At 32.7% G+C, this 22,682-nt stretch carries 25 protein-coding genes and 1 tRNA gene; 11 read left to right on the top strand and 15 right to left on the bottom strand.

Annotated features, from left to right (window positions below; genetic code table 11):
* Positions 1 to 112: 112 nt before the first annotated feature.
* The 5 genes from J7574_RS03720 to J7574_RS03700 form a co-directional block, all read right to left on the bottom strand.
* The gene (locus J7574_RS03720; RefSeq protein ID WP_290964392.1) at positions 113 to 301 is read right to left on the bottom strand and encodes a hypothetical protein; all 189 of its coding nucleotides are present in this window, start codon (positions 299 to 301) and stop codon (positions 113 to 115) included.
* Between the two features lie 336 nt (positions 302 to 637).
* On the bottom strand, positions 638 to 829 hold the full coding sequence (locus J7574_RS03715; protein WP_290964389.1) for a hypothetical protein: 192 nt from the start codon (positions 827 to 829) through the stop codon (positions 638 to 640).
* Between the two features lie 51 nt (positions 830 to 880).
* A complete protein-coding gene (locus J7574_RS03710) occupies positions 881 to 1,012 on the bottom strand; it encodes a hypothetical protein (protein WP_290964386.1) in 132 nt (43 codons plus the stop codon).
* Between the two features lie 71 nt (positions 1,013 to 1,083).
* A complete protein-coding gene (locus J7574_RS03705; RefSeq protein WP_290964383.1) occupies positions 1,084 to 1,266 on the bottom strand; it encodes a hypothetical protein in 183 nt (60 codons plus the stop codon).
* A gap of 64 nt (positions 1,267 to 1,330) precedes the next feature.
* Positions 1,331 to 2,887 (bottom strand): vitamin K epoxide reductase family protein, encoded by a 1,557-nt coding sequence (locus tag J7574_RS03700; protein ID WP_290964382.1) that lies wholly within the window; start codon positions 2,885 to 2,887, stop codon positions 1,331 to 1,333.
* Between the two features lie 560 nt (positions 2,888 to 3,447).
* Between J7574_RS03700 and J7574_RS03695 the strand changes: the two genes are divergently transcribed.
* Entirely contained in the window at positions 3,448 to 3,591 is a 144-nt protein-coding gene (locus J7574_RS03695) for an rSAM-modified peptide (RefSeq protein ID WP_290964380.1), read from the top strand.
* Positions 3,592 to 3,633: 42 nt separating this feature from the next.
* Positions 3,634 to 3,774, top strand: coding sequence for a hypothetical protein (locus J7574_RS03690; RefSeq protein WP_290964377.1), 141 nt, complete (start codon positions 3,634 to 3,636; stop codon positions 3,772 to 3,774).
* A 17-nt stretch (positions 3,775 to 3,791) separates the two neighbouring features.
* Here the strand turns inward: J7574_RS03690 and J7574_RS03685 are convergent, their stop codons facing one another.
* A complete protein-coding gene (locus tag J7574_RS03685) occupies positions 3,792 to 5,378 on the bottom strand; it encodes a helix-turn-helix domain-containing protein (RefSeq protein ID WP_290964374.1) in 1,587 nt (528 codons plus the stop codon).
* Between the two features lie 355 nt (positions 5,379 to 5,733).
* Between J7574_RS03685 and J7574_RS03680 the strand changes: the two genes are divergently transcribed.
* The 5 genes from J7574_RS03680 (at position 5,734) to J7574_RS03660 (ending at position 9,967) form a co-directional block, all read left to right on the top strand.
* A complete protein-coding gene (locus tag J7574_RS03680) occupies positions 5,734 to 6,912 on the top strand; it encodes an acyl-CoA dehydrogenase family protein (RefSeq protein ID WP_290964372.1) in 1,179 nt (392 codons plus the stop codon).
* A gap of 88 nt (positions 6,913 to 7,000) precedes the next feature.
* Entirely contained in the window at positions 7,001 to 7,783 is a 783-nt protein-coding gene (locus J7574_RS03675) for a DUF3050 domain-containing protein (RefSeq protein WP_290964370.1), read from the top strand.
* 100 nt (positions 7,784 to 7,883) lie between these two features.
* Positions 7,884 to 8,657 (top strand): helix-turn-helix transcriptional regulator, encoded by a 774-nt coding sequence (locus J7574_RS03670; RefSeq protein WP_290964368.1) that lies wholly within the window; start codon positions 7,884 to 7,886, stop codon positions 8,655 to 8,657.
* 68 nt (positions 8,658 to 8,725) lie between these two features.
* The gene (locus J7574_RS03665; RefSeq protein WP_290964367.1) at positions 8,726 to 9,154 is read left to right on the top strand and encodes a hypothetical protein; all 429 of its coding nucleotides are present in this window, start codon (positions 8,726 to 8,728) and stop codon (positions 9,152 to 9,154) included.
* A gap of 57 nt (positions 9,155 to 9,211) precedes the next feature.
* Complete coding sequence (locus J7574_RS03660) at positions 9,212 to 9,967, top strand: SGNH/GDSL hydrolase family protein (RefSeq protein WP_290964366.1); 756 nt, start codon at positions 9,212 to 9,214, stop codon at positions 9,965 to 9,967.
* 167 nt (positions 9,968 to 10,134) lie between these two features.
* Here J7574_RS03660 and J7574_RS03655 read toward each other — a convergent pair whose 3' ends face one another.
* The 6 genes from J7574_RS03655 to J7574_RS03630 form a co-directional block, all read right to left on the bottom strand.
* Positions 10,135 to 11,154 carry a hypothetical protein gene (locus tag J7574_RS03655; protein ID WP_290964363.1) on the bottom strand — a complete coding sequence of 340 codons (1,020 nt, stop codon included), beginning with the start codon at positions 11,152 to 11,154 and terminating at the stop codon, positions 10,135 to 10,137.
* Positions 11,132 to 12,760 carry an NAD(P)/FAD-dependent oxidoreductase gene (locus J7574_RS03650; RefSeq protein WP_290964360.1) on the bottom strand — a complete coding sequence of 543 codons (1,629 nt, stop codon included), beginning with the start codon at positions 12,758 to 12,760 and terminating at the stop codon, positions 11,132 to 11,134. Before J7574_RS03650 ends, J7574_RS03655 begins: the two co-directional genes overlap by 23 nt.
* Positions 12,735 to 14,255: a polyamine aminopropyltransferase gene (locus J7574_RS03645; protein WP_290964357.1), complete on the bottom strand. Its 1,521-nt coding sequence runs from the start codon at positions 14,253 to 14,255 to the stop codon at positions 12,735 to 12,737. Before J7574_RS03645 ends, J7574_RS03650 begins: the two co-directional genes overlap by 26 nt.
* Positions 14,248 to 14,463: a DUF350 domain-containing protein gene (locus J7574_RS03640; protein WP_111286191.1), complete on the bottom strand. Its 216-nt coding sequence runs from the start codon at positions 14,461 to 14,463 to the stop codon at positions 14,248 to 14,250. The genes J7574_RS03645 and J7574_RS03640 overlap by 8 nt, the downstream gene beginning before the upstream one ends.
* A gap of 198 nt (positions 14,464 to 14,661) precedes the next feature.
* Complete coding sequence (locus tag J7574_RS03635) at positions 14,662 to 15,897, bottom strand: DUF4178 domain-containing protein (protein ID WP_290964352.1); 1,236 nt, start codon at positions 15,895 to 15,897, stop codon at positions 14,662 to 14,664.
* Between the two features lie 3 nt (positions 15,898 to 15,900).
* On the bottom strand, positions 15,901 to 16,263 hold the full coding sequence (locus tag J7574_RS03630) for an S-adenosylmethionine decarboxylase family protein (protein WP_290964350.1): 363 nt from the start codon (positions 16,261 to 16,263) through the stop codon (positions 15,901 to 15,903).
* Between the two features lie 159 nt (positions 16,264 to 16,422).
* Here J7574_RS03630 and J7574_RS03625 point away from each other — a divergent pair, with 159 nt between their 5' ends.
* The 3 genes from J7574_RS03625 to J7574_RS03615 all read left to right on the top strand — a co-directional run bounded on the left by J7574_RS03625 (position 16,423) and on the right by J7574_RS03615 (position 18,859).
* Positions 16,423 to 17,247, top strand: coding sequence for a helix-turn-helix domain-containing protein (locus J7574_RS03625; RefSeq protein WP_290964348.1), 825 nt, complete (start codon positions 16,423 to 16,425; stop codon positions 17,245 to 17,247).
* Between the two features lie 68 nt (positions 17,248 to 17,315).
* A complete protein-coding gene (locus J7574_RS03620) occupies positions 17,316 to 18,296 on the top strand; it encodes a nitrilase family protein (RefSeq protein ID WP_290964346.1) in 981 nt (326 codons plus the stop codon).
* A 56-nt stretch (positions 18,297 to 18,352) separates the two neighbouring features.
* Positions 18,353 to 18,859, top strand: a complete 507-nt coding sequence (locus tag J7574_RS03615; protein WP_290964344.1) for an N-acetyltransferase — start codon at positions 18,353 to 18,355, stop codon at positions 18,857 to 18,859.
* Between the two features lie 245 nt (positions 18,860 to 19,104).
* Here J7574_RS03615 and J7574_RS03610 read toward each other — a convergent pair whose 3' ends face one another.
* From J7574_RS03610 to J7574_RS03600, 3 genes are all read right to left on the bottom strand, one after another.
* Entirely contained in the window at positions 19,105 to 20,094 is a 990-nt protein-coding gene (locus J7574_RS03610; RefSeq protein ID WP_290964342.1) for a virulence RhuM family protein, read from the bottom strand.
* A 164-nt stretch (positions 20,095 to 20,258) separates the two neighbouring features.
* Positions 20,259 to 20,345: transfer RNA gene (locus tag J7574_RS03605), tRNA-Ser, on the bottom strand.
* A gap of 58 nt (positions 20,346 to 20,403) precedes the next feature.
* The gene (locus J7574_RS03600; protein ID WP_290964340.1) at positions 20,404 to 21,273 is read right to left on the bottom strand and encodes a LysR substrate-binding domain-containing protein; all 870 of its coding nucleotides are present in this window, start codon (positions 21,271 to 21,273) and stop codon (positions 20,404 to 20,406) included.
* Positions 21,274 to 21,363: 90 nt separating this feature from the next.
* Here J7574_RS03600 and J7574_RS03595 point away from each other — a divergent pair, with 90 nt between their 5' ends.
* Positions 21,364 to 22,605: an MFS transporter gene (locus J7574_RS03595; protein ID WP_290964338.1), complete on the top strand. Its 1,242-nt coding sequence runs from the start codon at positions 21,364 to 21,366 to the stop codon at positions 22,603 to 22,605.
* Positions 22,606 to 22,682 lie beyond the last annotated feature (77 nt).

Here is a 22,682-nt window from a genome sequence, read left to right as displayed (position 1 = left end):
TTGGTTAAAAATTCAACTTTCAATTGATTTAAGCAAATTCTAAAAAGGAAACTGAAAAAAGAAAGGCTTTGTTAAAACAACAAAGCCTTTCTTTTTTCAAACTTACTTTAAATTAGTGGTCCAGCAAACAGCCTTCTTCGATAACCGACTGGCAAGTCTCACCTTCGTTTACATGTATAATTCCTGCAAAAGAACCATCAGGGCAATAGCATGCCTCAACACCGCCTCCACCACCAAAAATATTTTTCTTTTCAATAACACCTAAAACTTCAACTCCAAATAGGTCTTTTAATTTTTTCATAATTTGTTTTTTGATTTGTTATTGCTTCAATCCTTTTAAGACATTTGAAGCTTCTGTCTTTTCTGTTAAATCATATAAAAAAAAGCAGTAAGAAAAGAATTTCTAACTGCTTATAATTATTTCAATTATTTGACATTTAATTTCTCTAGGATCTGCCACTGGTTAACCCTAACCAATTAAAATTAACACAGCGGCCAACTTCCTGAGAATCCCGACACCAATCATCAATGTTGGGATAATTGCTCAATGTTCCACGATCGAGCGCCTACGAATTAAAAAAAACATGACTAAATTTTAAAAAGGCTTTATTTTTATATTACTATTATAATCTTCAAATCAACAACAAAGACGACTTGTATCACAAATACCAGATGACGTATTTAGCGGACAAGTTTCGCCTGGTGGTATTAAAAAGCATCCTGCTTCTAAAGCATAAACCCAACATTCTGGAATTCCTCCTTGCATGGTCTTCTGTTCACTTTTATTAATGAGCTGAACATCTTCTAAGCTTAAAATTTTCTTTAACATCTTAATACCGTTTTTATACAGCAATAGTTCTACTACTGCTTAAACATAAAATTAGCAAGCATATTTTTCGACAGCAGCATCGTTACAATTGAATTCTTGCGAATATTCACTAGCCAAAATGTTTTTCTGCTCTTTTTTTGTCAGCTTTCTCGTTTCTTTGCTTTTTAAAATTTTTTCTAACATAACTGGTTATTTACATTTTTTGAGTTTAAGCCTCAAATCCCTAATAACTTGATACTTAAAAATTTCTTCCTTTAGCAACTTCCAACATAATTATTTGGTATACAATCCCAGTGTGCTGGCACTGTTCCAAATTCTGTACATCTTTTAGCCTTAAATCCATCTTCACAAATAGGAGGATAATCTCCATTCATTGTTTTCTGCTCATTTGCAGTCAATTCTACTGCACCTTTCAATTTCAAAATGTTCTTTAACATTATTGCAGGTTTAAATTGGGGTTAACCGCTTGTTTTGACATAAAAGTCAAAACTTATTTTTAATTTATGCTGTTTTCTCTAAAACTTGAACTTCCTCTACATAATCATTTAAGAAATATTTCAATTCATTCAATTCATATTCATTTGGAAACAGCCTTTCATTTACAATTTTAATGGGTGTATAATTAAAATTGTTTACCGAGCACCAATCATATTGCTTCTGAATTTCTTGATTTATCATCATGCTCACAGAGTCAACATTCCATTTTTTAAGCCATTTTTTGTGTGACATTCTTTTAATATACCAATCTGAAATTGCTTCGACTGTTTTTCCAGGCGTTGTTCTATTAATTGTTAAAAGTCTTTCTACAACAGCTTTATATGGATTATCATTATTTTCTGGATTAATATTAAAAAGAACGTTCAAAAATATTTTATCTGGAAACTTCAATACCAAATCAAAAGCCTCTTGAAAAGTTTTATAACAATGTCCGCAACTTGGACTAAGAATTACAGAAAGTCTAACTCCTGCGTTTTTATTACCAAATGTCAAACCTCTTAAATCTTCAAATCCTTTGTTATATTTAACTTTTTTAGACAAGAAATTTAATAGCGAATAATTTCTTTTAAACTTCTTTAGTTCTTTTAAAGAGTTTTCATTATCAAGCATTTTTCTAATCATTACCTTAACTGCTGCCCAAATTGGTATTAAAAGCAATAAAGAAAAAACGTATGGAAAAACTGTATTAAAGCTAAAACTTAGTGTAAAGAGGTCTGAAGAAAACCAGACAACACTCTGAACCAATATTAAAAATGATATTGCCAAACACAGTATACACCATTTTTGAATCTCGAATTTTTGAATCCAAATCGAGCAAACTATTATTGGAATGGCTAACAGACTTAAAAATCCAACAAAAACAGATGAACTTAAAGGCTGTACCAATATGGCAATTATACTTGAAGCAAAAAACAACAATGGTAAATCTGAAAAACTAATCCATCTATTTGCGATATCATCATTGAAACTAATTACAGATTCACAAGAAGAACTAGAACTTAGATTACAGAATTTTGAAATCACCGTGTTTTTAACTCCCCATCTCTCCTGTACAATAAATATACTTACAATTAAACCCAGAACAGATGTTACCAAAAATGAACCGCTAAACAAATCAAAACGATTATAGAAAAAAGATAATCCTGCTAGAAGTGCAAGAGGCAGAAAATATTTTAACCAATTGTATTCTATTTTCAGATTCTCTCTTGCGACTACGTTGTTTGGCTCAATGGCAACAATTACTCCGTTCCAGTCTAAAAGGAATTTATCATAAGATAATTTTTGCGTTCCTTTTTTTGTGGTTGTAATTCTAACACCGCTTTTAATCTTTTCTACTAATATTAATTCATCTTTAAAATACGCCAAAAAGTTAGCTGGCAAATCTTCTATCTGTTCTTTCGAAACTCTCACTGCTGCATTCTCTACAGAAAGCAAATCAAACGAGTCTGTAATGGCAAACAAACTCGGATAATTTGGATGAGACAAAAACAGATCCTTAAACTCAGTTTTGATATCTGAGTAGCGATTAATTTGTAGAAATTTTTGGACCAGTTTTAACATCGTTTTTGATCGTTTTTAAATCATAATTACACTGCAAAGATTGGAGTTTTTATTGATAAAAATCACACCAACACACACATTTTATTAATTATACCACATACAATTTATAAATTATACCAAGTATAGTGCTTCACACAAGTTGTTGTATTACAAGACTTTACATGTTTATTTTTCATACAAAAAGCCTCAAAACCCTATTTTCGATTAACGGTTTTGCTTTTTATCTAGTTTTGGATAGGCAATAATCTAAACATTAAAAAATATGAAAAATAGACCCCTAAAAACAGATGATTTTTGAAGAAAAAAATCATAGAATAGGCTTGCAAAAGAGACATAAAATAGCCAAGACTTAAGCCAAAAAAAACTCCGAAAAACAATCTGAGCAGTATACTTTTTAATAGAATTAACTTACAAAAAAATATCTCTACTGCTTTTAAACCAAACAAAAATCTCACGTAAAAATCCATTTTTTATACGCTTTTATATATCAATAAGACTCACAAAAATTTTACAAAGGGATTTATAGTACTAATTTTTTTTTAATTCAAATAATTCAAGTCATGAAAAATAACAAATTAACATTCGAAGATTTTCAATTAGATACAATTTCTAGAAAAGAGCAAAAAACAATTAAAGGAGGATCGTTCGAAGATCCAACAGATTCAACAGATCCTAATAGATATAAAGGTGGTGGAAATAATTAAGCAGAATTTAAAACTTTTAAAATAAACCCAAAAAATCAAGTCATGAAAAATAGCAAATTAACATTGGAAGATTTTCAAGTAGAAATAATTTCTAGAAAAGCAAAAAAAACAATTAAAGGAGGAGATGAAGAGAAACCTGAAATAAACGAGCCAAAAAAATTGCCTGGTGGTGGAAATACATAAGACACGAATTATCCTTGCTAAATATTATTCGCAAACTGAGCTGGAGATACTCCAGTTCTTTTGCGAAATGATTTTGCAAAAGAAACTGCATTTTTAAATCCCACGCTTTCTGCAATTGCCTGTGTAGAATATTTACGATATAAATGATTAGTAATCATTTGATTAATAACATAATTAATTTTCAACTCATTAGAATATTCACTAAAAGATTTTCCAAATCTTTTATTCACCACATAAGACAAATAAGTTGTATTGGTTTTAATTTTTTTAGCTGCATATGAAAGCGTAAAATCGGCATTTAAGTATTCTAGTTTTTCTTCTAGAGCAAGTAATTTTTCTACAATTTTATTTTCCTTAGCCTCATCAATGCTCAAATTCGCATTTTCCTTTTTCAAAGCAACATCTTCATTTTCTAGAACTTCAACAGTTATTTCTTCCGCAGGGACTTTCTCTATGTCTGTTTTTCCCAGCTCTTTTCTTTCTAGATTAGCTTTAAACTCTTCAATTAAAGCATTCATTTTCTTTTGAGCTTTGTTTTTATCCCTAATATTTTTGATAAGGAAAAATACAATTCCGATTACCAGAATTACATAAAATATTTTCAATGCTTTATTCCAAAAAACCTCGTATTTATAACGTTCCTGAACGCTTAGCATCTCTGCACCAAGATCTGCCGTACCTAGTTTATAGTTAACCTCCAAAGTTTCTTCTCTTAGATTTCCTTCATATTTTTCATAAGAATCTAAGTACATCTTAGAATGCTTATAAGCCAGTTCCGGCTCATTTTTTATACTGTAAATTTTGGCTTGTATATAGTTAGACTTAAAAAAACTATTATCAATCGTTTTATTTTTTTCGCTAATAGAATCTACCTTCTTTAAAAATACAAGTGCTTTATCATATTTTTTAATTGAATAATAAAGATCTGCTAAATTATAACTGGCAACTTGATACAGCGACTCATTATCAGCCTGTTTAGCATAAAAAACTATATCATAATAAATCTTTTCGGCATTTATAAAGTCCTTTTTAAATAGATAAATATTACCCAAACTAAGTTTAGCAGTAATTTTATTGTCGATAAATTTATCCGAATAAGCAATACTTTTTTTATAAAAATATTCTGCAGAATCTAATAAATAGGTCTTTTCACGATTTTTATTGTAATATCCTTCATAAGAATTTCCAAGATTGCTATAAGTATTACTTTTAGCATTTTGAAACTGCTCTTTTTCATATAAACTCTCATTCTTATCAAGAAATAGCTCATTTTGCCTTAAGATTTTTATCGATAGCTGATAATTACCAACACTTTCATTTAGTAAAGCAATATTTGCTTTGAATTTTATAATTTGAACAACATCATTTATCTTAGAAGATAACTTAACTCCTTCCTGATAACTGCTAAGGGCTTTACCATAATTAGATCTCTTCCAGTAAGTAAGGCCTCTATAATTGCATAAATAGGCCTGTAATTTTGTTTTATCATTTGACTCTGGGATCTTATTCAAATATTTTACTGCTTCATTATACATTTTTTCAGACTTATCTGAATTTCCTTTTAATTGATACAAATAGGAACCCGCTCCATAGGCAAAAGCCATATGGATCTCATTTTTAGACTTAAGCATCTGATTAACATAAGTCAAACCTTCATCATAACTTCCGTTTACACTAAATCGGATTTTATTCTGTAATTCTAAGTACTTTTCTTCTGTAAGCTTTCCATTAGTCTGTGCGACTCCATTGCCTAACATAAGTAGTAAAAAGAAAAAAGAGATAATCAGCCTCATTAAAGTTTATTTTTGGTATTCAAAAATAGTTCATAAATTATCAAAAAACTACAATTAATTTCCCAAATTCCTATTAATTTTATTTTTATCATTTATAAATATAACAATTATACATCTATTTGTTATATTTTTATTATGTAAATTTGCTTTGATAAAATTAGACAACATGAAACCAGACCTATTTCAATCTCCAGATTACTATAACTTAGACGATTTGCTAACAGACGAACACAAATTAGTTCGCGAATCTGCACGTGCATGGGTTAAAAGAGAAGTTTCTCCAATTATAGAAGAATATGCTCAAAAAGCAGAATTTCCAAAACAAATTATTAAAGGTCTTGGCGAAATAGGCGGTTTTGGCCCTTATATTCCGGTTGAATATGGCGGAGCTGGATTAGATCAAATTTCTTATGGACTGATTATGCAAGAAATTGAAAGAGGCGATTCTGGTGTAAGATCGACCTCATCTGTACAATCTTCTTTGGTAATGTACCCAATTTGGAAATACGGAAATGAGGAACAGCGAATGAAATATCTTCCAAAACTGGCTACAGGTGAATATATTGGGTGTTTTGGTTTAACAGAACCAGATCATGGCTCGGACCCTGGGAGCATGATTACCAATTTTAAAGATATGGGCGATCATTATCTTTTAAATGGTGCCAAAATGTGGATTTCAAATGCACCTTTTGCCGATATCGCCATTGTTTGGGCTAAAAATGAAGAAGGCCGTATTCACGGTTTAATTGTAGAACGTGGTATGGAAGGCTTTACAACTCCAGAAACTCACAATAAATGGTCTCTTCGCGCATCTGCAACAGGCGAACTGATTTTTGATAATGTAAAAGTTCCAAAAGAAAACCTTTTACCAAATAAATCGGGACTAGGAGCACCTCTTGGATGTTTAGATTCAGCTCGTTACGGAATTGCTTGGGGAGCAATTGGAGCGGCTATGGATTGCTATGATACGGCGTTAAGATATGCAAAAGAGAGAATCCAGTTTGGAAAACCAATTGGAGGAACTCAATTACAGCAGAAAAAACTCGCAGAAATGATTACCGAAATCACAAAAGCGCAATTATTAACTTGGCGTCTAGGTGTTTTAAGAAATGAAGGCAGAGCAACAACTGCTCAGATTTCTATGGCAAAACGCAACAACGTAAACATGGCCATTACCATTGCGCGAGAAGCAAGACAAATGCTCGGAGGCATGGGAATTACTGGCGAATACTCTATCATGCGCCACATGATGAACCTAGAAAGCGTTATTACTTATGAAGGAACTCATGATATTCATTTATTGATAACCGGAATGGATGTAACAGGAATTCCTGCCTTTAAATAATTGATAATTATTAAAATATACACAAAATCGATACAAAAAGCTTCTTCTAACAAAGAAGCTTTTTATCTTTGCATCAAAATTTTTTAAAATGAATATCGAAGCTATAAACAAAAGCATCCAACCACAAAAAGATCAACTATTAAACCATTCTTTATACAATAAGATTCAAACCATAGATCACTTACACAGCTTTCTAGAAACTCACGTTTATGCTGTTTGGGATTTTATGTCTCTTTTAAAAGCTTTACAAGCCAAACTTACTTGTACAACAACACCTTGGTTTGCTACTAAAAATCCTGAAACTCGTTATTTAATCAATGAAATTGTTCTTGCAGAAGAAACCGATTTAACAATTGACGGTAGAAGACAAAGCCATTATGAAATGTACTTAGAAGCAATGGAAGCTTGCGGAGCTGATACAACAGGTGTTTTAAGCTTTTTATCAGAAGTGCATTCGCTTCATAATATATTTGTTGCCATCAAACAAAGTTCATTGCATCCGAATGTCAAATCATTCTTAGATTTTACGTTTAGAGTTATCGAAGAAGGAAAACCGCATGAAATTGCAGCTGCATTTACTTTTGGAAGAGAGGATTTGATTCCGAGTATGTTTACCCAAATATTGAAAAATTTCCAGAAAAACCTTCCTGATACAGATTTAGCAAAATTGCTTTACTATTTTGAAAGACACATCGAATTGGATGCTGACGAACACGGTCCAATGGCCATGCAGATGATTACAGAACTTTGCGAAGAAGATGCTCAAAAATGGAAAGAGGTTGAAGACGTTTCAATTCTTGCACTAGAAAGACGTATCGCACTTTGGAATGCCATTGAAGAAGAAATTCTTTTAAAAGCAGAAATGGTCTAAAAATGTTAACGAGGTATTTTTTACCTCGTTTTTTATTTTAAAAATAACCAAAAATGTTTTCCGTATCTTTGATATTCATTGATTGTAAACTAAATACAAAATGAAAATTATAGATTTCAGTCCGACAGAATCACTAAAACCTTTTGTAAAGACTTACAGAATTATCGAAAGTCAAGATGAATTGGTTAATCGGGTTTTGCCGGGCACTTCTCTTACAATCGCTTTTAGATGTAAAGGAGAAGTCAATTATATTAAAGAAAACCTTCCCGACAAATTACCCGTTTCTACAATTTCTGGAATACGTAAATCTGTACGTTTAATCCAATATTCTAAAAATACAAGCAGTCTGGTTATTCTATTTAAAGAAACCGGAGCAACTGCATTTTTTAAAGAACCTCTCCATGAATTGTTTGAAGAGAGTGTTTCATTGGACAATTTTTTTCCGCAGCAAAAAATAAAACTAATAGAAGAACTCCTAGCCGAGGCAAAAAACAACAATCAAAAAATTGACATTATAGAACAATTTTTATTATCTAAGCTATACAACTACAAGCCTGACAAATTAATTGCTGCTGCTATCGCAATCATTCAGTCCAAAAAAGGAATTGTCAAAATAAAAGAACTTGCTGATATTCTTTTTATAAGTCAAGACGCTTTCGAAAAAAGATTTAGAAAAACAATAGGATCATCGCCAAAACAATTCTGCAATGTGATCCGAATGAAAGCAATTATCGACCAAAAACAACAAAATAAAAACCTCATCGATCTAGCAATTGATGCAGGATACTTTGATCAGCCTCATTTTAATAAAGATTTTAAATTATTTACAGGACAAACTCCAACAGAATTTTTCAACTTTCCTTCTTTTTGGTAAATCAATGATTTTTTACAATGATTTAGTTTTAGCAATTCTGAATTTTACTTCAACAAAAATGAAGAAATATGAAAACAAATCTTTTAATCGGAATCTTCTGCCTGACCTTGTCTGGTTACAAAACAATTGCACAGACAACAGGAATCAATTCGCAAATAGAAACCAAAAAATCGGAAAACATGAAACAGATCTTTATTGATAAATTTACAGTGCCCCAAAAATCAAAACAGGAATTTCTGAAGAGAGTAAGCATTAATAGAAATATCATAAAACAATTAAACGGATTTATAAAAGATGATGCTTACGAACGTACAGATGAAAAAGGAAATTTAATTTATATGACCATTGCCGTCTGGCAAAACCAAACTGTTTTAAAAAAAGCAAAAGAAATCGTTCAAGCCGAATATAAAAAAGAAGGTTTTGATATAGCTGAAATGTTTGCAAGATTAAACATTACTATGGAAAGAAATACTTATAACGAAACTGAAAAACCATAACAAGTTATTTAACGTAACTATTTGTTTAAAGCGACTAGAATCTAATTTAAACAAATTATGAAACCACATTTTAAACAAATAGTTATCGTTATACTTTCAGTATTTCTTCTAAGCTGCAGTTCAGATGACACCTCTACTCCTGCTACCACAACTCCCCCAGTTTCAACACCTCCAACTTCTTCAAATCCGCCCATTGCGAGTTCCGTAAATTATTTAGCCTTAGGCGACAGCTATACCATTGGTCAAAGCGTTTGTGCTACATGCCGTTTTCCAGAGCAATTAAAGACAAGTTTAAACGTAATGTACTCTAGTGCCATTTCGCTTAAAATAATCGCTACAACGGGCTGGACAACATCCAATTTACTTTCTGCAATCAATTCCCAAAACCCAGAGCCTAATTACGATTTGGTAACACTTTTAATTGGCGTAAACAATCAATATCAGCACAAAAGTTTCTCCATTTACGAAAAAGAATTTCCAGAATTGGTCAACAAAGCAATAATGCTAGCAAAAGGCGACAGAAAAAATGTTGTGGTAATATCTATTCCAGATTACGCCTACACTCCTTACGGAAAGAGTCTATTTGGAACTCAAAGCAGCACAATTTCAGCAGAAATAGACCAATACAATACTTTTGCCGAAAAATACTGCGAAAATAATCAAATCGCTTTTGTATCTATTACAGATATTACCCGTCAAGGACTTAACAATCCAAGCTTGGTTGCCGCAGACGGTTTACATCCTTCAGAATCTGCCTATAAAATGTTTGTTGATAGAATGATGCCTAAGATTAAAGCAGCTTTACAGAATTAATTTTGCTCTTATTTAGAAGCAGAACATTCATTTTTCAAAACAACCTTAGTCCCGCTATTCACTATATCTTTTGTGTCTCGTTAGAAAAAAACGAGACACAAAAGGATGCCGTTACTATCGGGGCTAGATTAGAAGTTTTATTTTTCTGAAGAATAAAAATCCAAACCTTACTTTTTAGATTTCCAAATAAAACCATCCAACAAATAATGTGTAAACTGGGGCACCGTCAACAAAGGAACCAATAAAATCTGCCAGCTCGAAAAATCAAAATTCGTTATGCTGATGTTTTCATTCCAAACAAAAAGCTCCCAAAGAAATTCTTCTGAAAAGGCAATTATTAAAAGAATTCCAATATAAATTAAAAGCCCTTTATATTGTTTTAAAAAAGATAAACGTCCTAATTCTGAATCTGATTTTCCGTCAATTTCTTTAAAATAAACTAAGGCCATATACGGAATTCCGTGCGAAACGACATTCAGTAAAGTAAAAATCAAATCATCGTTAAAATAAACAATTCCAAAATACCACGAAAGCGCCGTTCCGAGAATAATGCTGTTTTTGGGAATATTAAAAAATTGATTTCGGATAGATTTTACAGCTGTATAAACCACATACAAAATCAAAATTCCAATATAAATCCAAAAAAGAATTTGTAAAATCAATTGACTTTCAAATCTAAAAAATTCATTTTCGACAAACCAGTTGAACTTTCGCTTAGACGAAAAAAACCAATACAACATTGGATATCCGGTTGAAGCATAAATCACTAGATTATCCATCCAAATCGAAATTTTATTTTTAACTTCTTTTCTGGCATACAATCTCATGAACCCGTATTGCTGTCTGATGAAATGAAAAACGGCCACATAAGCCAAAAACGACCAGAAAACTAAACTCCCAAAAGAGAAAAGAATAATTCCGGTGACAAAGCAAAAAAGAGGTAAAAGAATTAGCCTTCGTTTCTGTTTCTGAAATTCGTCGGCAACAAAATAAGTTTTGAACAGCGTTGCATAAACATGTGCCACATCTATAAAAACAATCAGAAAAAGCCAGGTATAAAAAGAATAATTTTCTTCAATTGTAGCAATATAATCCTGAAAAATAAAGATGATCGCCAACACAAAAAAGGATGGTCCAATAATAAAACCTAAATCGGTTTTGGCTTTATGAATCCATGGTTGTTCCATCTAAAATCTCATTTACAACGCTAATTCCCTGATGAAAAGCTTCTTCAAAAATCGAAATTCCAGACAAATCGCTGTGAGCGAAATAAATCTTCTTTTCAATATTTTGCTTAGCTTGCTTTTTCGCATTTCCAAAAATAAAACCTGGCGCAGGCGAAATCATTCCGTGACCTAAAAGAAAAATCTCAATGTCTTCTGTATATTCCTCAATATCTGGATGAGCAATTTTCAAATCATTCAACACAAACTGTTTCCAATATTCTTTGTCTTTTTTATAAAGTTCTTTTCTAGTTTTCTTCAAATCTCCAGACGAAAAACTAAAATAATACGTAATCACTTTTTTATCCTGAACCTGATTTAAAGTCTGATGCTGATCGTAAACATAACCCAAACCCTTAGAACCGTAAATAACATTATCCCACGACAATGGAAAACTATTGTTATCAGGAAGTTCGTCTACAATTAAAGTTGCCAAAAGCCATGGCGTGTAATGAAAATCTTTTGTAAATGCCTTTCGATTTGGCATCAAATACTGATTTACAAATTGCGGAGAGGACATAATTATTTTGTCTGCAATAATCTCAACTGAAGTTTTTGTTGCATCGTCAAAAGCTTTTGCCACAACTTTTCCGTTCTCCATTTTCACTTCATAAACCAGATGATTTTTAAGAGATTTATCTGTAGTATATTTTTTCAAATGAGTAGCAAGACGCGCATTCCCTTCTGGCCAAGTCAAAACGCTGTCGTGTTTTTTGGGCGTGCTGTCTTGTTTTCTTCCGGCAAAATAATGAATTCCAGCCCAAGCCGAAACGTATTCAATTCCTAAACCAAAATCGTCTTTACAACAGTAATCGATATAATTGAACAAAGGTTCAGAAGTGAAATTGTTTTCCTTAAACCACTGCTTCATTGTTATTTTATCTAAACTTCTTATTGCTTCGTCTTTAGAAGAAAGGTAAATTGGAATATCAAATAAGTACTTTTGATCTTCACCTTTTCCAGATCTAAAAATATCCATTTTTTTGAAAAATTGGTCAAACTCCAAATCATCAGTAATCAGATTTCCATTTTTCGGAACTACGCCTTCCTGCCAGTTATTTTTATAAAACAAACGTTCGTCTGGTGCAAAAGTCAATTGCAATTCATCAAAAATGGGGAATCCTTTTTCGTTATAGCCCAAAATTATTTTTTCTTCTTCTAAAAATCGAAGCAATTCTTTGTCTTGAAAATTCGGCAAAGGCAAATAATGCGCCCCCAACGGATATTTCGAATATTTGTTTTCGCCGTTTGATGAATTTCCTCCTAAATGATTTTCCAATTCTAGCATTAAAAAATCTGAAATTCCTCTTTTTTGAAATTGTCTTGCAGCGCTCAAACCCGAAATTCCTCCTCCAACAATCAAATATGGAATCTGGATTTGTTTGGTTGGTTTCGGAAAATCTTTAATCCATAAACGATGTCCGAGCAAATGTTTGGTTCCAGATAAACGAATCATCAGCACCGCAATTTTATCAGAACAAAACTGCAGAAACGGAACGAGAAGCAAAGAAGCGCCAACTCCTTTTATGAAATTCCTTCTCGATTTATTGCATTTTTCCCCACTCTTCATCAAAATAGCGTACTAAAATCTGGTTGTCTAAACGATTAATTTCAATTTCATTCGAAATCATATCGTTTGTAAAATAATTGAAACGGTCAAATTGATAATTGTAGAATTTCAATTTGTCTGCTTTTCGGTTTACGGAATTAAAAGTCGTCCCAAAACCGTTTATAGCAATTGTATAACCCCATTCTCCAAACGACGGAACGTACGCGTGATATGCATCGACCTGCGGAAAAGCTTGCATTACGGTTTTATTGATACACCAAAAAGATTTCGGCGCAAAATAAGGCGAAGTAGTTTGAATTACCACCGCCGCATCTGGCTTTAAAATGGTTTTTATGGTCTGATAAAAATTTAGCGAATACAATTTCCCTAAACTATAATTAGACGGATCAGGAAAGTCGATTATAGCAGCATCAAACTGCTCTTTACAGCTTTTTGCCCAAATGTAGGCGTCTGTATTGATTACAGTAACTTTTGGATTGTTGAGCGAGTTTTGATTGAAATTGGTTAAAACTGTATTGGTTTTAAACAATTTCGTCATTCCTTCGTCTAAATCAACCAACGTTACTTTTTCAACGTCTTTATATTTCAGGATTTCGCGAACTGCCAATCCGTCCCCTCCTCCCAAAACCAAAATATGTTTAACGCTTTTTGCTATCGACATAACGGGATGCACTAGAGCTTCGTGATAACGATATTCGTCCGCGGAACTGAATTGTAGGTTATTATTCAAATAAAGCCTGTAATCGCTCTTATTATGCGTTAAAACGATACGCTGATAAGGTGTTGAGTTGGTATAAATGATATTTTCTCCGTACAATTTCCCTTCTGAATAGGCTAGAATATCATTCGAAAAAATAAAAACGGCCAATAATAGCACAAACGAGAAAATGGCTTTTGCTTTCAAGAAATAAACATTCTTTAATTCTCTCTTCAGTAAAAAACACAAAACAATGGCAATGCTCACATTAATCATTCCGAAGAAAAGAGAGGTTCCCATGATGCCTAATTTCGGAACTAGAACTAACGGAAATAAGATTGAAGCCAACAAAGCTCCTATGTAATCAAACGTAAAAACATTCGAGACAAGATCTTTAAATTCGACTCTGTCTTTTAAAATGTTCATTAAAAGCGGAATCTCCAATCCGACCAAAAACCCCGTTACAAAAACGAATAAGTATAAAATGAACTGAAATGACCCAACATTTTCGAATAAGAGAAATAAAACCACCGAACTCAGACCTCCAATAAGTCCGACCAAGATTTCTATTTCTACAAAAGTGTTGAGAAGATTTTTATGAAAAAACTTTGAGAAAAATGAGCCTATACCCATAGAAAATAGATATACGCCAATAATAAACGAAAATTGTTTTACTGAATCTCCCAATAAATAACTCGCCAAAGTTCCTGCAACCAATTCGTAAATTAGTCCGCAAGTAGCAATTATAAATACGGCAAAAAGTAAAAGAAATTCAAACCTAAGAAACTTTTTACCCATGAATTGCGGCACTAATAATCATTGAAATTCCAATAATAAATGCTGCCAGGACAATCGCAACAGCAACATTATTTTTTTCTACAACTTCTTTCCAAGTGTTTTCTGGAGTTAGTTTTTCAATAATGTAATAACCGATTAAGAGAATTACAATCCCTAAAAAAGAATAGATAATCGAGTTTACTATTGGCTGAGCATGAAATAATTCCATAGTGATAGTTTTTATTTGTGGTAAAAATGATTGTATGATGAACGGCTTCCGCTCGTTGTTGATTTATAGCTTTCTGTAGTTTCACAATCACAGATTCTATTTCCTGCGAGAGTAAAATACATATAAACGCCAAAGCAAAAAACTCCAATTATGAAAGGAGGTAAATTTTGCAGTATAAAATCAGATATTTTCTTCATGTTAATTTTCAGGATAAGGAGAATAAGAGCTGTCTGCCCATCGGCTTTTTTCAGATTGGTACTTAAAGAAATAGATCACCGCAAATATACCCGCCATAAAAAGAATTACAAACCAAGCATTACGGCTAGAGGGCTGATTCCAGACTGCTGTAACCTGCATTTCAGTATTGGTCAAATCTTCAGGTGCTTTAAGAGGTGTGATCAAAAGATGATATTTACCAGATTTTACACCGCAAATATTAAATTTTTCAACAGAACTTCCTTCTGTCCAAGATTCGCCATCAGAATAACCGTGGTAATATTCGATGTCTTTATTGGCATAAATTTCGTCATTTGTTTCTTCGTTGATCAAAGCCACATTTACATTTGCCCAAGAATTATCAACACCTGTAGAAACTTGTATTGTCATAGGCGACGAGCCTCCATTAAGCACAAAACTTTCGCTAGTAATTTCTTTATTATCAAACTCAGTAAATTTCATAGTTTTCGAAAAAACCTGCTGTTCTACCTGATCTCTGTAAATAAACCAATTCGTAATAAGAATCAACAAAGCAATGAGACAGAAAATAATAGCTGTATTTTTCACATGAAATGGAAAAGGCTGGATCATATTTGTCCCCGTCTGATACGGAAGCACCGCCCTTGGAAATGCTTTTTTAATCTCGCTTTTATTAACATATTCTCCATAATAGGCTGTTTCAACACCATTCATTCTTTCAACAGAAATGATGTTTGGAGGATTGATATATTCAACTAAATGAATTAATTTGTTTTGAGGAAGTTCAAAATCAAAAAATCCTTTTGCATTTATAATTTCGGCATCAGAATATTCAAATATATCAAAATACACTCCTTCGTGGTCTAATACTTTAGGATGGTCATGAACGACAAAAGTTTCCTCCATTTCTCTTAACATCATCCAGTGTCCATTAGAAACCGAAAGATAGATAAACTCTTTAGCGTCGTTTTGAAGTATAAATTCAATCCAATCAAAATCGGGATGAATGTTCTTTCTTAGAATTCCAGTAACTTTATATTCGTTCCCTCTAAAGTTTCCAACTTCGCCAATTACGAGTGGACATGCAAAATAAATATTTTTATATTGAGATCTTTGGCGAAACTGTCCATCTTTATCAGCAACATATAAAGTCTGGCAATGTGGACAGACAAAATTGACTACTTCAAAATCAACATCTAATTCGGTTTCGATATCACAGATATAACAAGGAATCTTCATATCTTATCGGTTAATTTCAAAATCCTTAATAATTTCTGCTTCAAAATAAGCCACATAATCAGCCATTACAGCACGCACTTTTGCTGTATTATCTTGGAGATAATTGCACAAATAAACGTCTAAAGTAAGCTGATTGTATTCTGGCCAAGTGTGTATACAAATATGCGATTCTTTCAGGCAGTACGAAATCGTAAAACTATCATTTTCAAAATCGTGAACCACTGCCCCAACCTTCTCCAATTCGTATTTTTCTAAAATAGAATTGGTAACCGCAACAAAACCTTTACTATTGGTAAGCTTCGAAGTTTGAACGACATTTAGAGTAACCAGTTTATGCAATCCTGGCGAATAAGGAGGTAAATCCATCAAGTTATTTATATTACGCAGGAGCCAAATATATAATAATTCTAGAACAAAATAATGTGGAAAACCGTATTCAAACAACTTTTTACGACTATGTATTTGTGCTTTTTAATCAAAAAAAACAGCTAATTTTGTTTAAATGGTTTCGTCAAATATTTAATCATGCAGGTTTTACCATCAAAAGAATTAGCTCCCTATATTAAACATTATCTATTTTTAGAAAATACGGATCGTGCTATTCAAAAACTTCGACTATTTTCTGATGGCAATACCGGAATTGTATTTTCTTTCCAAAACAGGCTTATCTCTGGCATTAATAAAGAAACAAAAGAATATTTGCCGAGCTCTTTTTTATACGGACAACTAGATGGTTTCAAGGATATTTACTCTGACCATGAATTTACTCTAGTAATTGTAGTTTTTCAGCCCAATGGTATGAACCAGCTGCTTCAGATTCCTGCTTACGAATTTCAGAATTCAATTCTTAACTTGGAAGATATATTTGATCAAAAAGGCTTAGATCTTCAGGAAAAACTATCAGAAGGAGTTAATTACGGGCAAAAAATCGAACTTCTAAATCATTTTTTCAAAACACTTTTAGACAAAAAAACCTTTTCAAATCAGCTCATAATAAACACTTCTTTAGATTTTATTCTTGCTCATAAAGGATACTTTTCTTTAAAACAATTAGCAGGCTATACCAACTACACGGAAAGACATCTGGAACGAAAATTCAAAGAATGTGTCGGGCTAAGTCCTAAAAAATTTGGCAGTGTTGTACGCCTTCATCATTTTCTAAAACTGCTTAAAGACAAAACATCAGATGTCAATCTAACATCTATCGGTTACGATGCAGGGTTTTCGGATCAATCGCATTTGATAAAAGAATTTAAAAAACATACCGGAATAACTCCAAGGGAATACTTGTACAGCACCAAAAAATTAACCAACAATCTGATCAAGACCTCTTCTTCTCTTGTATTTTAAAATGTCGGTTTTGTACAATTTTTAAAACACCGTTGCTACTATTTTTGGTCTACATTAATAGTATCAATATGAAAAATCTAAAAATAGCCACCGCTCAGTTTGAAAATAAAAGTGGCGATAAAAACTATAACTTATCTGTAATTGAAAAACTTTCTCAAAAAGCATCGTTAGAAGGCTGCAATGTGATTTCTTTTCACGAATGTTCTATTACTGGATACACTTTTGCAAGAAAGCTATCAAAAGAGCAAATGTTAGACTTAGCAGAAATAATTCCGAGTGGAGAAAGCATTCAAAAATTGATCGAAATTGCGAAGAAAAATAATATTGTAATATTGGCTGGACTCTTTGAAAAAGACGAAAATGATAATTTGTTCAAAGCCTATGTTTGTGTTGATAAAAATGGTTTAGTGGCCAAATATCGCAAACTACATCCTTTTATCAATCCGCATTTAACTGCTGGAAACCAATATTGCATTTTTGAAATAGAAGGTTGGAAATGCGGTATTTTAATCTGTTACGACAATAATATTATTGAAAACGTGCGAGCTACAAAACTTCTGGGTGCCGACATTATTTTTATGCCACACGTTACAATGTGTACACCTTCTACTCGCCCAGGTGCTGGTTTTGTTTCGCCTCAGCTTTGGGAAAATCGAGAAACGGATCCAACTTCGCTAAGATTAGAATTTGACGGAATGAAAGGCAGAGACTGGTTAATGAAATGGCTTCCTGCAAGAGCTTATGACAATGCGATTTATGCCGTATTTTCAAATCCGATTGGAATGGACGATGACCAATTAAAAAATGGCTGTTCTATGATTATTGATCCTTTTGGAGATATTCTCGCAGAATGCCGCACTTTTGAGGATTCTTTTGCGACGGCCGTACTTACTCCCGAAAAATGCATTCAAGCTGGAGGAAACCGATATTTAAAAGCTAGAAGGCCAGAACTATACAAAGACATTATTGGCCAAAATCATAAATCTGAACAAAATGTAGTTTGGTTAAACTCTGATAAAAAAAATAAATTAAGCATTTCGATTCCTTAAAGCTGCTGAAAGATTTATCTTTGAAGATTCATTAATTTACAGAATAAAGCCCAATAATGGAATTTTTTGAAACTACAATTCAAGATATCGATGCCGTTTTCGATATTTATAACCAAGCTACCTCATATCAAAAAACGGTAAACAACAAAAGCTGGAGAGGTTTTGAAAGAGCATTAATAGAAAAAGAAATTGCGGAAAACCGTCATTTTATAATCAAAGAAGAAAAAGAAGTTGCCTGCACATTTGTACTTACTTTCAACGATTTAATTATCTGGAAAGAAGCCAGCAAAGATCCAGCAGTTTATTTGCATCGCATTGCTACAAACCCAAAGTTTAGAGGACAATCATATGTTAAAAAGATTATAGAATGGGTGAAAGAATATGCCAAAGAAAACGGCAAAAAATATATTCGACTTGACACACACAGCGGAAACGAAAGAATAAATAAGTATTACACCAGCTGCGGTTTTCAATACAAAGGAATAAGCACTATTGAATGGACAAACGAATTACCAGAACATTATAAAGAAGGCTCTTTTAGTTTATTTGAGATTAAATTGTAAATACATGAACGTTTACTGCAATCTGAAAAAGATAAAAATGAATATTTAGAGAAGTTGATTAAAGGGAAACAAATTCTTTTGATTTATAAAAATTCAAAAACCGCGATTCCATTTTGATGAAATTGCGGTTTTTTATTTTGCAGAAAGGAAGAAATTCGAACGCCACTACAAAAGGATACCGCTACTATCGGGGCTAGATTAGAAGTTTGTTATCTATTATTAAATTCTAAATATTAGCTTTACCATTATTTTTTCTTTGGATTTAGCATTTTACTTGTTTCTTCTATATTTTTTATAAAATGTTTTTCAGCTTCAGAAAGATCGTTTTTAGTCTGCTCTTTGAATTTTACATATTCATCATTCGCCTTATCTAAAGCTTTTTGATGGCTTACAGAACCATTATGTTGTAAAATTTCATTACCTGTAATTTTAATAAAGTCGTCCAGCTTATCTATCCAAGTTTTCATATACATTGGCTTTCTATTTAAAGCTTGTATTTCAGCAAGATCCAAATAAGCCGTTACCATTCGATTTAAAATATTTAGTTCATCTTCATTCAAATAATTTTTAGCTATCTCTGTTTCTTGTTTCGTTGGCTTTTCACCTCTAAAACTGGTCAAACCTAAATTTGGTAATTGGGCATTTATACGTTCATAAATAATTTCGGCTGCTGTATGCCCGTGAGCTGCCCAGTGCATTTTATTCTGTATAGTTTGAAAAAACAATTTGCTGCTTTCGGCTTTAGGATCATAATCAATACTTGTTGCATAAATATCTAAAACCTTTCTCCAAAATACTTTTTCAGACGAACGAATGTCGCGAATACGCGCCAATAGTTCTTCAAAATAACCATCTTTATCTGTTTGTTTCAGCATTTCGTCGTTCATTGTAAATCCTTTTACAATATATTCACGAAGCCTTGCGGTTGCCCATTGACGAAATCGAGTTCCTTGAATACTCTTAACCCTATAACCTACTGAAATTATAACTTCAAGATTATAAAACTTAACTGGTTTGTCTGAATTTGCAATGTGCAAAATTTGCACATTGCTTTTTTCTTCTAACTCACCTTCCTTAAAAACATTTGCAATATGTTTGCTAACGACACTCCTATCTTTACCAAAAAGCTCTGCCATTTGTGCTTGCGTAAGCCAAACAGTATCATTTTCTAATCGTGTTTGAATCTTAATCAAACCATCAATTGTACTATATATTAAAATTTCACTTTTTGTCATTTTTCTTTTTATTAATTTCTACAAAATCAATCATTCTAAAAATTACTCATTTTTTTTTAGTCATCAGACAGTTAAAAAAGTAATCTATTAATTTAAAAGAAAGTTATAAAAAAACCTCGAAATCTTCATTTCGAGGTTTGGTATTATCTTAAATTAAAATTTCGCAGAAAGGAAGGGATTCGAACCCTCGATACAGTTACCCATATACTAGCTTTCCAGGCTAGCTCCTTAAACCACTCGGACACCTTTCTATTGTGGTCTGCAAAGAAACAAAAAAAATCGAGTTTACAAAGTCAAAATTCTACTTACTTATATGCTTTTTTTAAATTCTTCCATAAACAATTTTACGGCTTTTTTCTGGTAACCTCCCATTGTCAGCATATACGAATCTCTTTTGGTAGAAACACCTGTAATCTGTATTGCTCTAAGTTGATCCCAATCTTTCAAAGCCATTTCGGCTACAATAGTAGCCCAATCGCTGTTTTCTACCATTTGCAATAAGGCATGAATAGATTGAAGTTCTATCGAAATTTTAGGTTTCATATTAAATTTCTTAAACAGCTCTTCGACATACTCTCGCGAATTGGATCCTTTTCCGGGCAATATCAACGGAATCTCTTCTATTTTCTTAAAAGCAATTTTATCCAAATGTGCCAAAGCATGATTTTTAGAAACCACCAAAACCATATTTGAAGTAAATAGAGGCACTTTCTGTATCAGGCCCTCAATTTGATGTGAGGAAATAACTAATACCAAATCCAATTCGTTATCGATCAATTTTTGTTCAAGAGTTTCTGTTGTTCCATATTCTACAATGATTTTAAGGCTTTGATATTTCTTAGCAAATGCATTTACAACTGGCAGAATCAATAAACCAAAAATATAAGTCACACCAATTCGCAATTCGCCGCCAATCATTTCGTTTAAATCCTCGATTGCCTGTTTTCCGTTTTCTACATTTTCTACCACTTTTTTGGCATGAATTAAAAAAACCGAACCCGCTTCTGTCAATTGCACTTTTTTTCCAATTCGCTTAAACAAAGGCAAACCGAGTTCTTCTTCGAGTTTTTTTATTTGCTGCGAAAGTCCCGATTGTGTCACAAAACACAATTCGGCCGCTTTTGTAAAATGCAAAACCTCAGCTGTTTTAATAAAATACTGCAGTTGGTAAATTTCCATGTTGATAAGTTTTATTACTTATTATCAGTAAAATTATTAATTTTTCTAATGCTATCATAATCCCGACCTTTGTATAAAATATTTAGGATTATGTTCAAGGCGTTAAAATCAAAAAATTTCAAGTTATTTTTCTACGGTCAATCTGTATCTCTCATCGGAACCTGGATGCAGAAAACAGCAGTAAGCTGGATGGTTTACAGCATTACAGGATCTGTATTTTTATTAGGTTTAGCCACTTTCTTAAGCATGATTCCGTCTTTGTTTCTAGCACCTTTGGCAGGAAGTATCATTGGGCGTTACGACAGACACCGCGCCATGATAGTATTGCAATCTTTGGCAATGCTTCAGGCAGGGACTTTAGCTTTGCTTATTTATCTCAAAATTTATAATATCAATTTTATTCTGGCATTGAGCCTTATTCAAGGAATTATCAATGCTTTTGATATGACCTGTCGTCAAACCATGATGATTGATATTGTAGACAATAAAGAAGATTTGCCAAATGCCGTGGCACTGAATTCAACGCTCAACAATTTTGCTCGAATTGCAGGACCTGCCCTTGCGGGAATTATTCTGCATCAATACGGAGAAGATGTCTGTTTTATTGGAAACTTCGTCAGTTATGTGCCTGTTTTGATTTCATTAATGATGATGAAAATTACGCCACACATTAAAGCCGAAAACAAACTGAATATGCTAGACGATCTTATCCAAGGTTTGGATTATGTGAAGAAAGAAGCAGAAATGGCCAGAATGCTTTTGATGCTAACTTGCAGTAGTTTGTTTGTAATTTCTTTTAACACTTTGATGCCGGTTTTTGCAAAAGACATTTTTAGCGGAAACGCTCAAACTTTCAGCTGGTTTGAAAGCGCTGCCGGAATTGGTTCTATTTTATCTGCGATTTATCTAGCCAATCTAAAATCTGCCGAAAATATGAGCAAACTAATGATCTCAGCAAGTTTACTTCTTGGTTTCAGTGTGATTATTCTGGCTGTTTCAAACAGTATAACCATCGCTCTAATTTGTATGACATTAAGCGGAATCGGAATGATGGGACAAACTTCTTCTATCAACATTTACATTCAAACTCATAGTTCTGTTCATATGCGTTCCAGAAGTATCAGCTATTACATGATGGCTTATCAAGGAATGATTCCTGTTGGAAGTTTGATTATCGGTTATGTATCTCACTTTTTAGGCGTAAGAGCTACAGTTGCCATTCAGGGAATTATCTGTATTATTTCTGTGGTTGTTTATTTGCATTACAAAAAAAATAAAGCTATCGAGGATTTGGAGACTTGCCCGGTGCCCTATCGAAATTCCAAAAATTAAATTCCAATTCTAAGAAAATTCCAAAATAAAAAACCCAAATTCCAATATTGGAGTGGAAATGACAAACTGAACGTGTT

This window comes from Flavobacterium sp., assembly GCF_017744675.1.
Lineage (GTDB): Bacteria > Bacteroidota > Bacteroidia > Flavobacteriales > Flavobacteriaceae > Flavobacterium.
The sequence above is the reverse complement of the archived record's forward strand: the minus strand, read 5'-3'. Positions and strand labels throughout refer to the sequence as shown.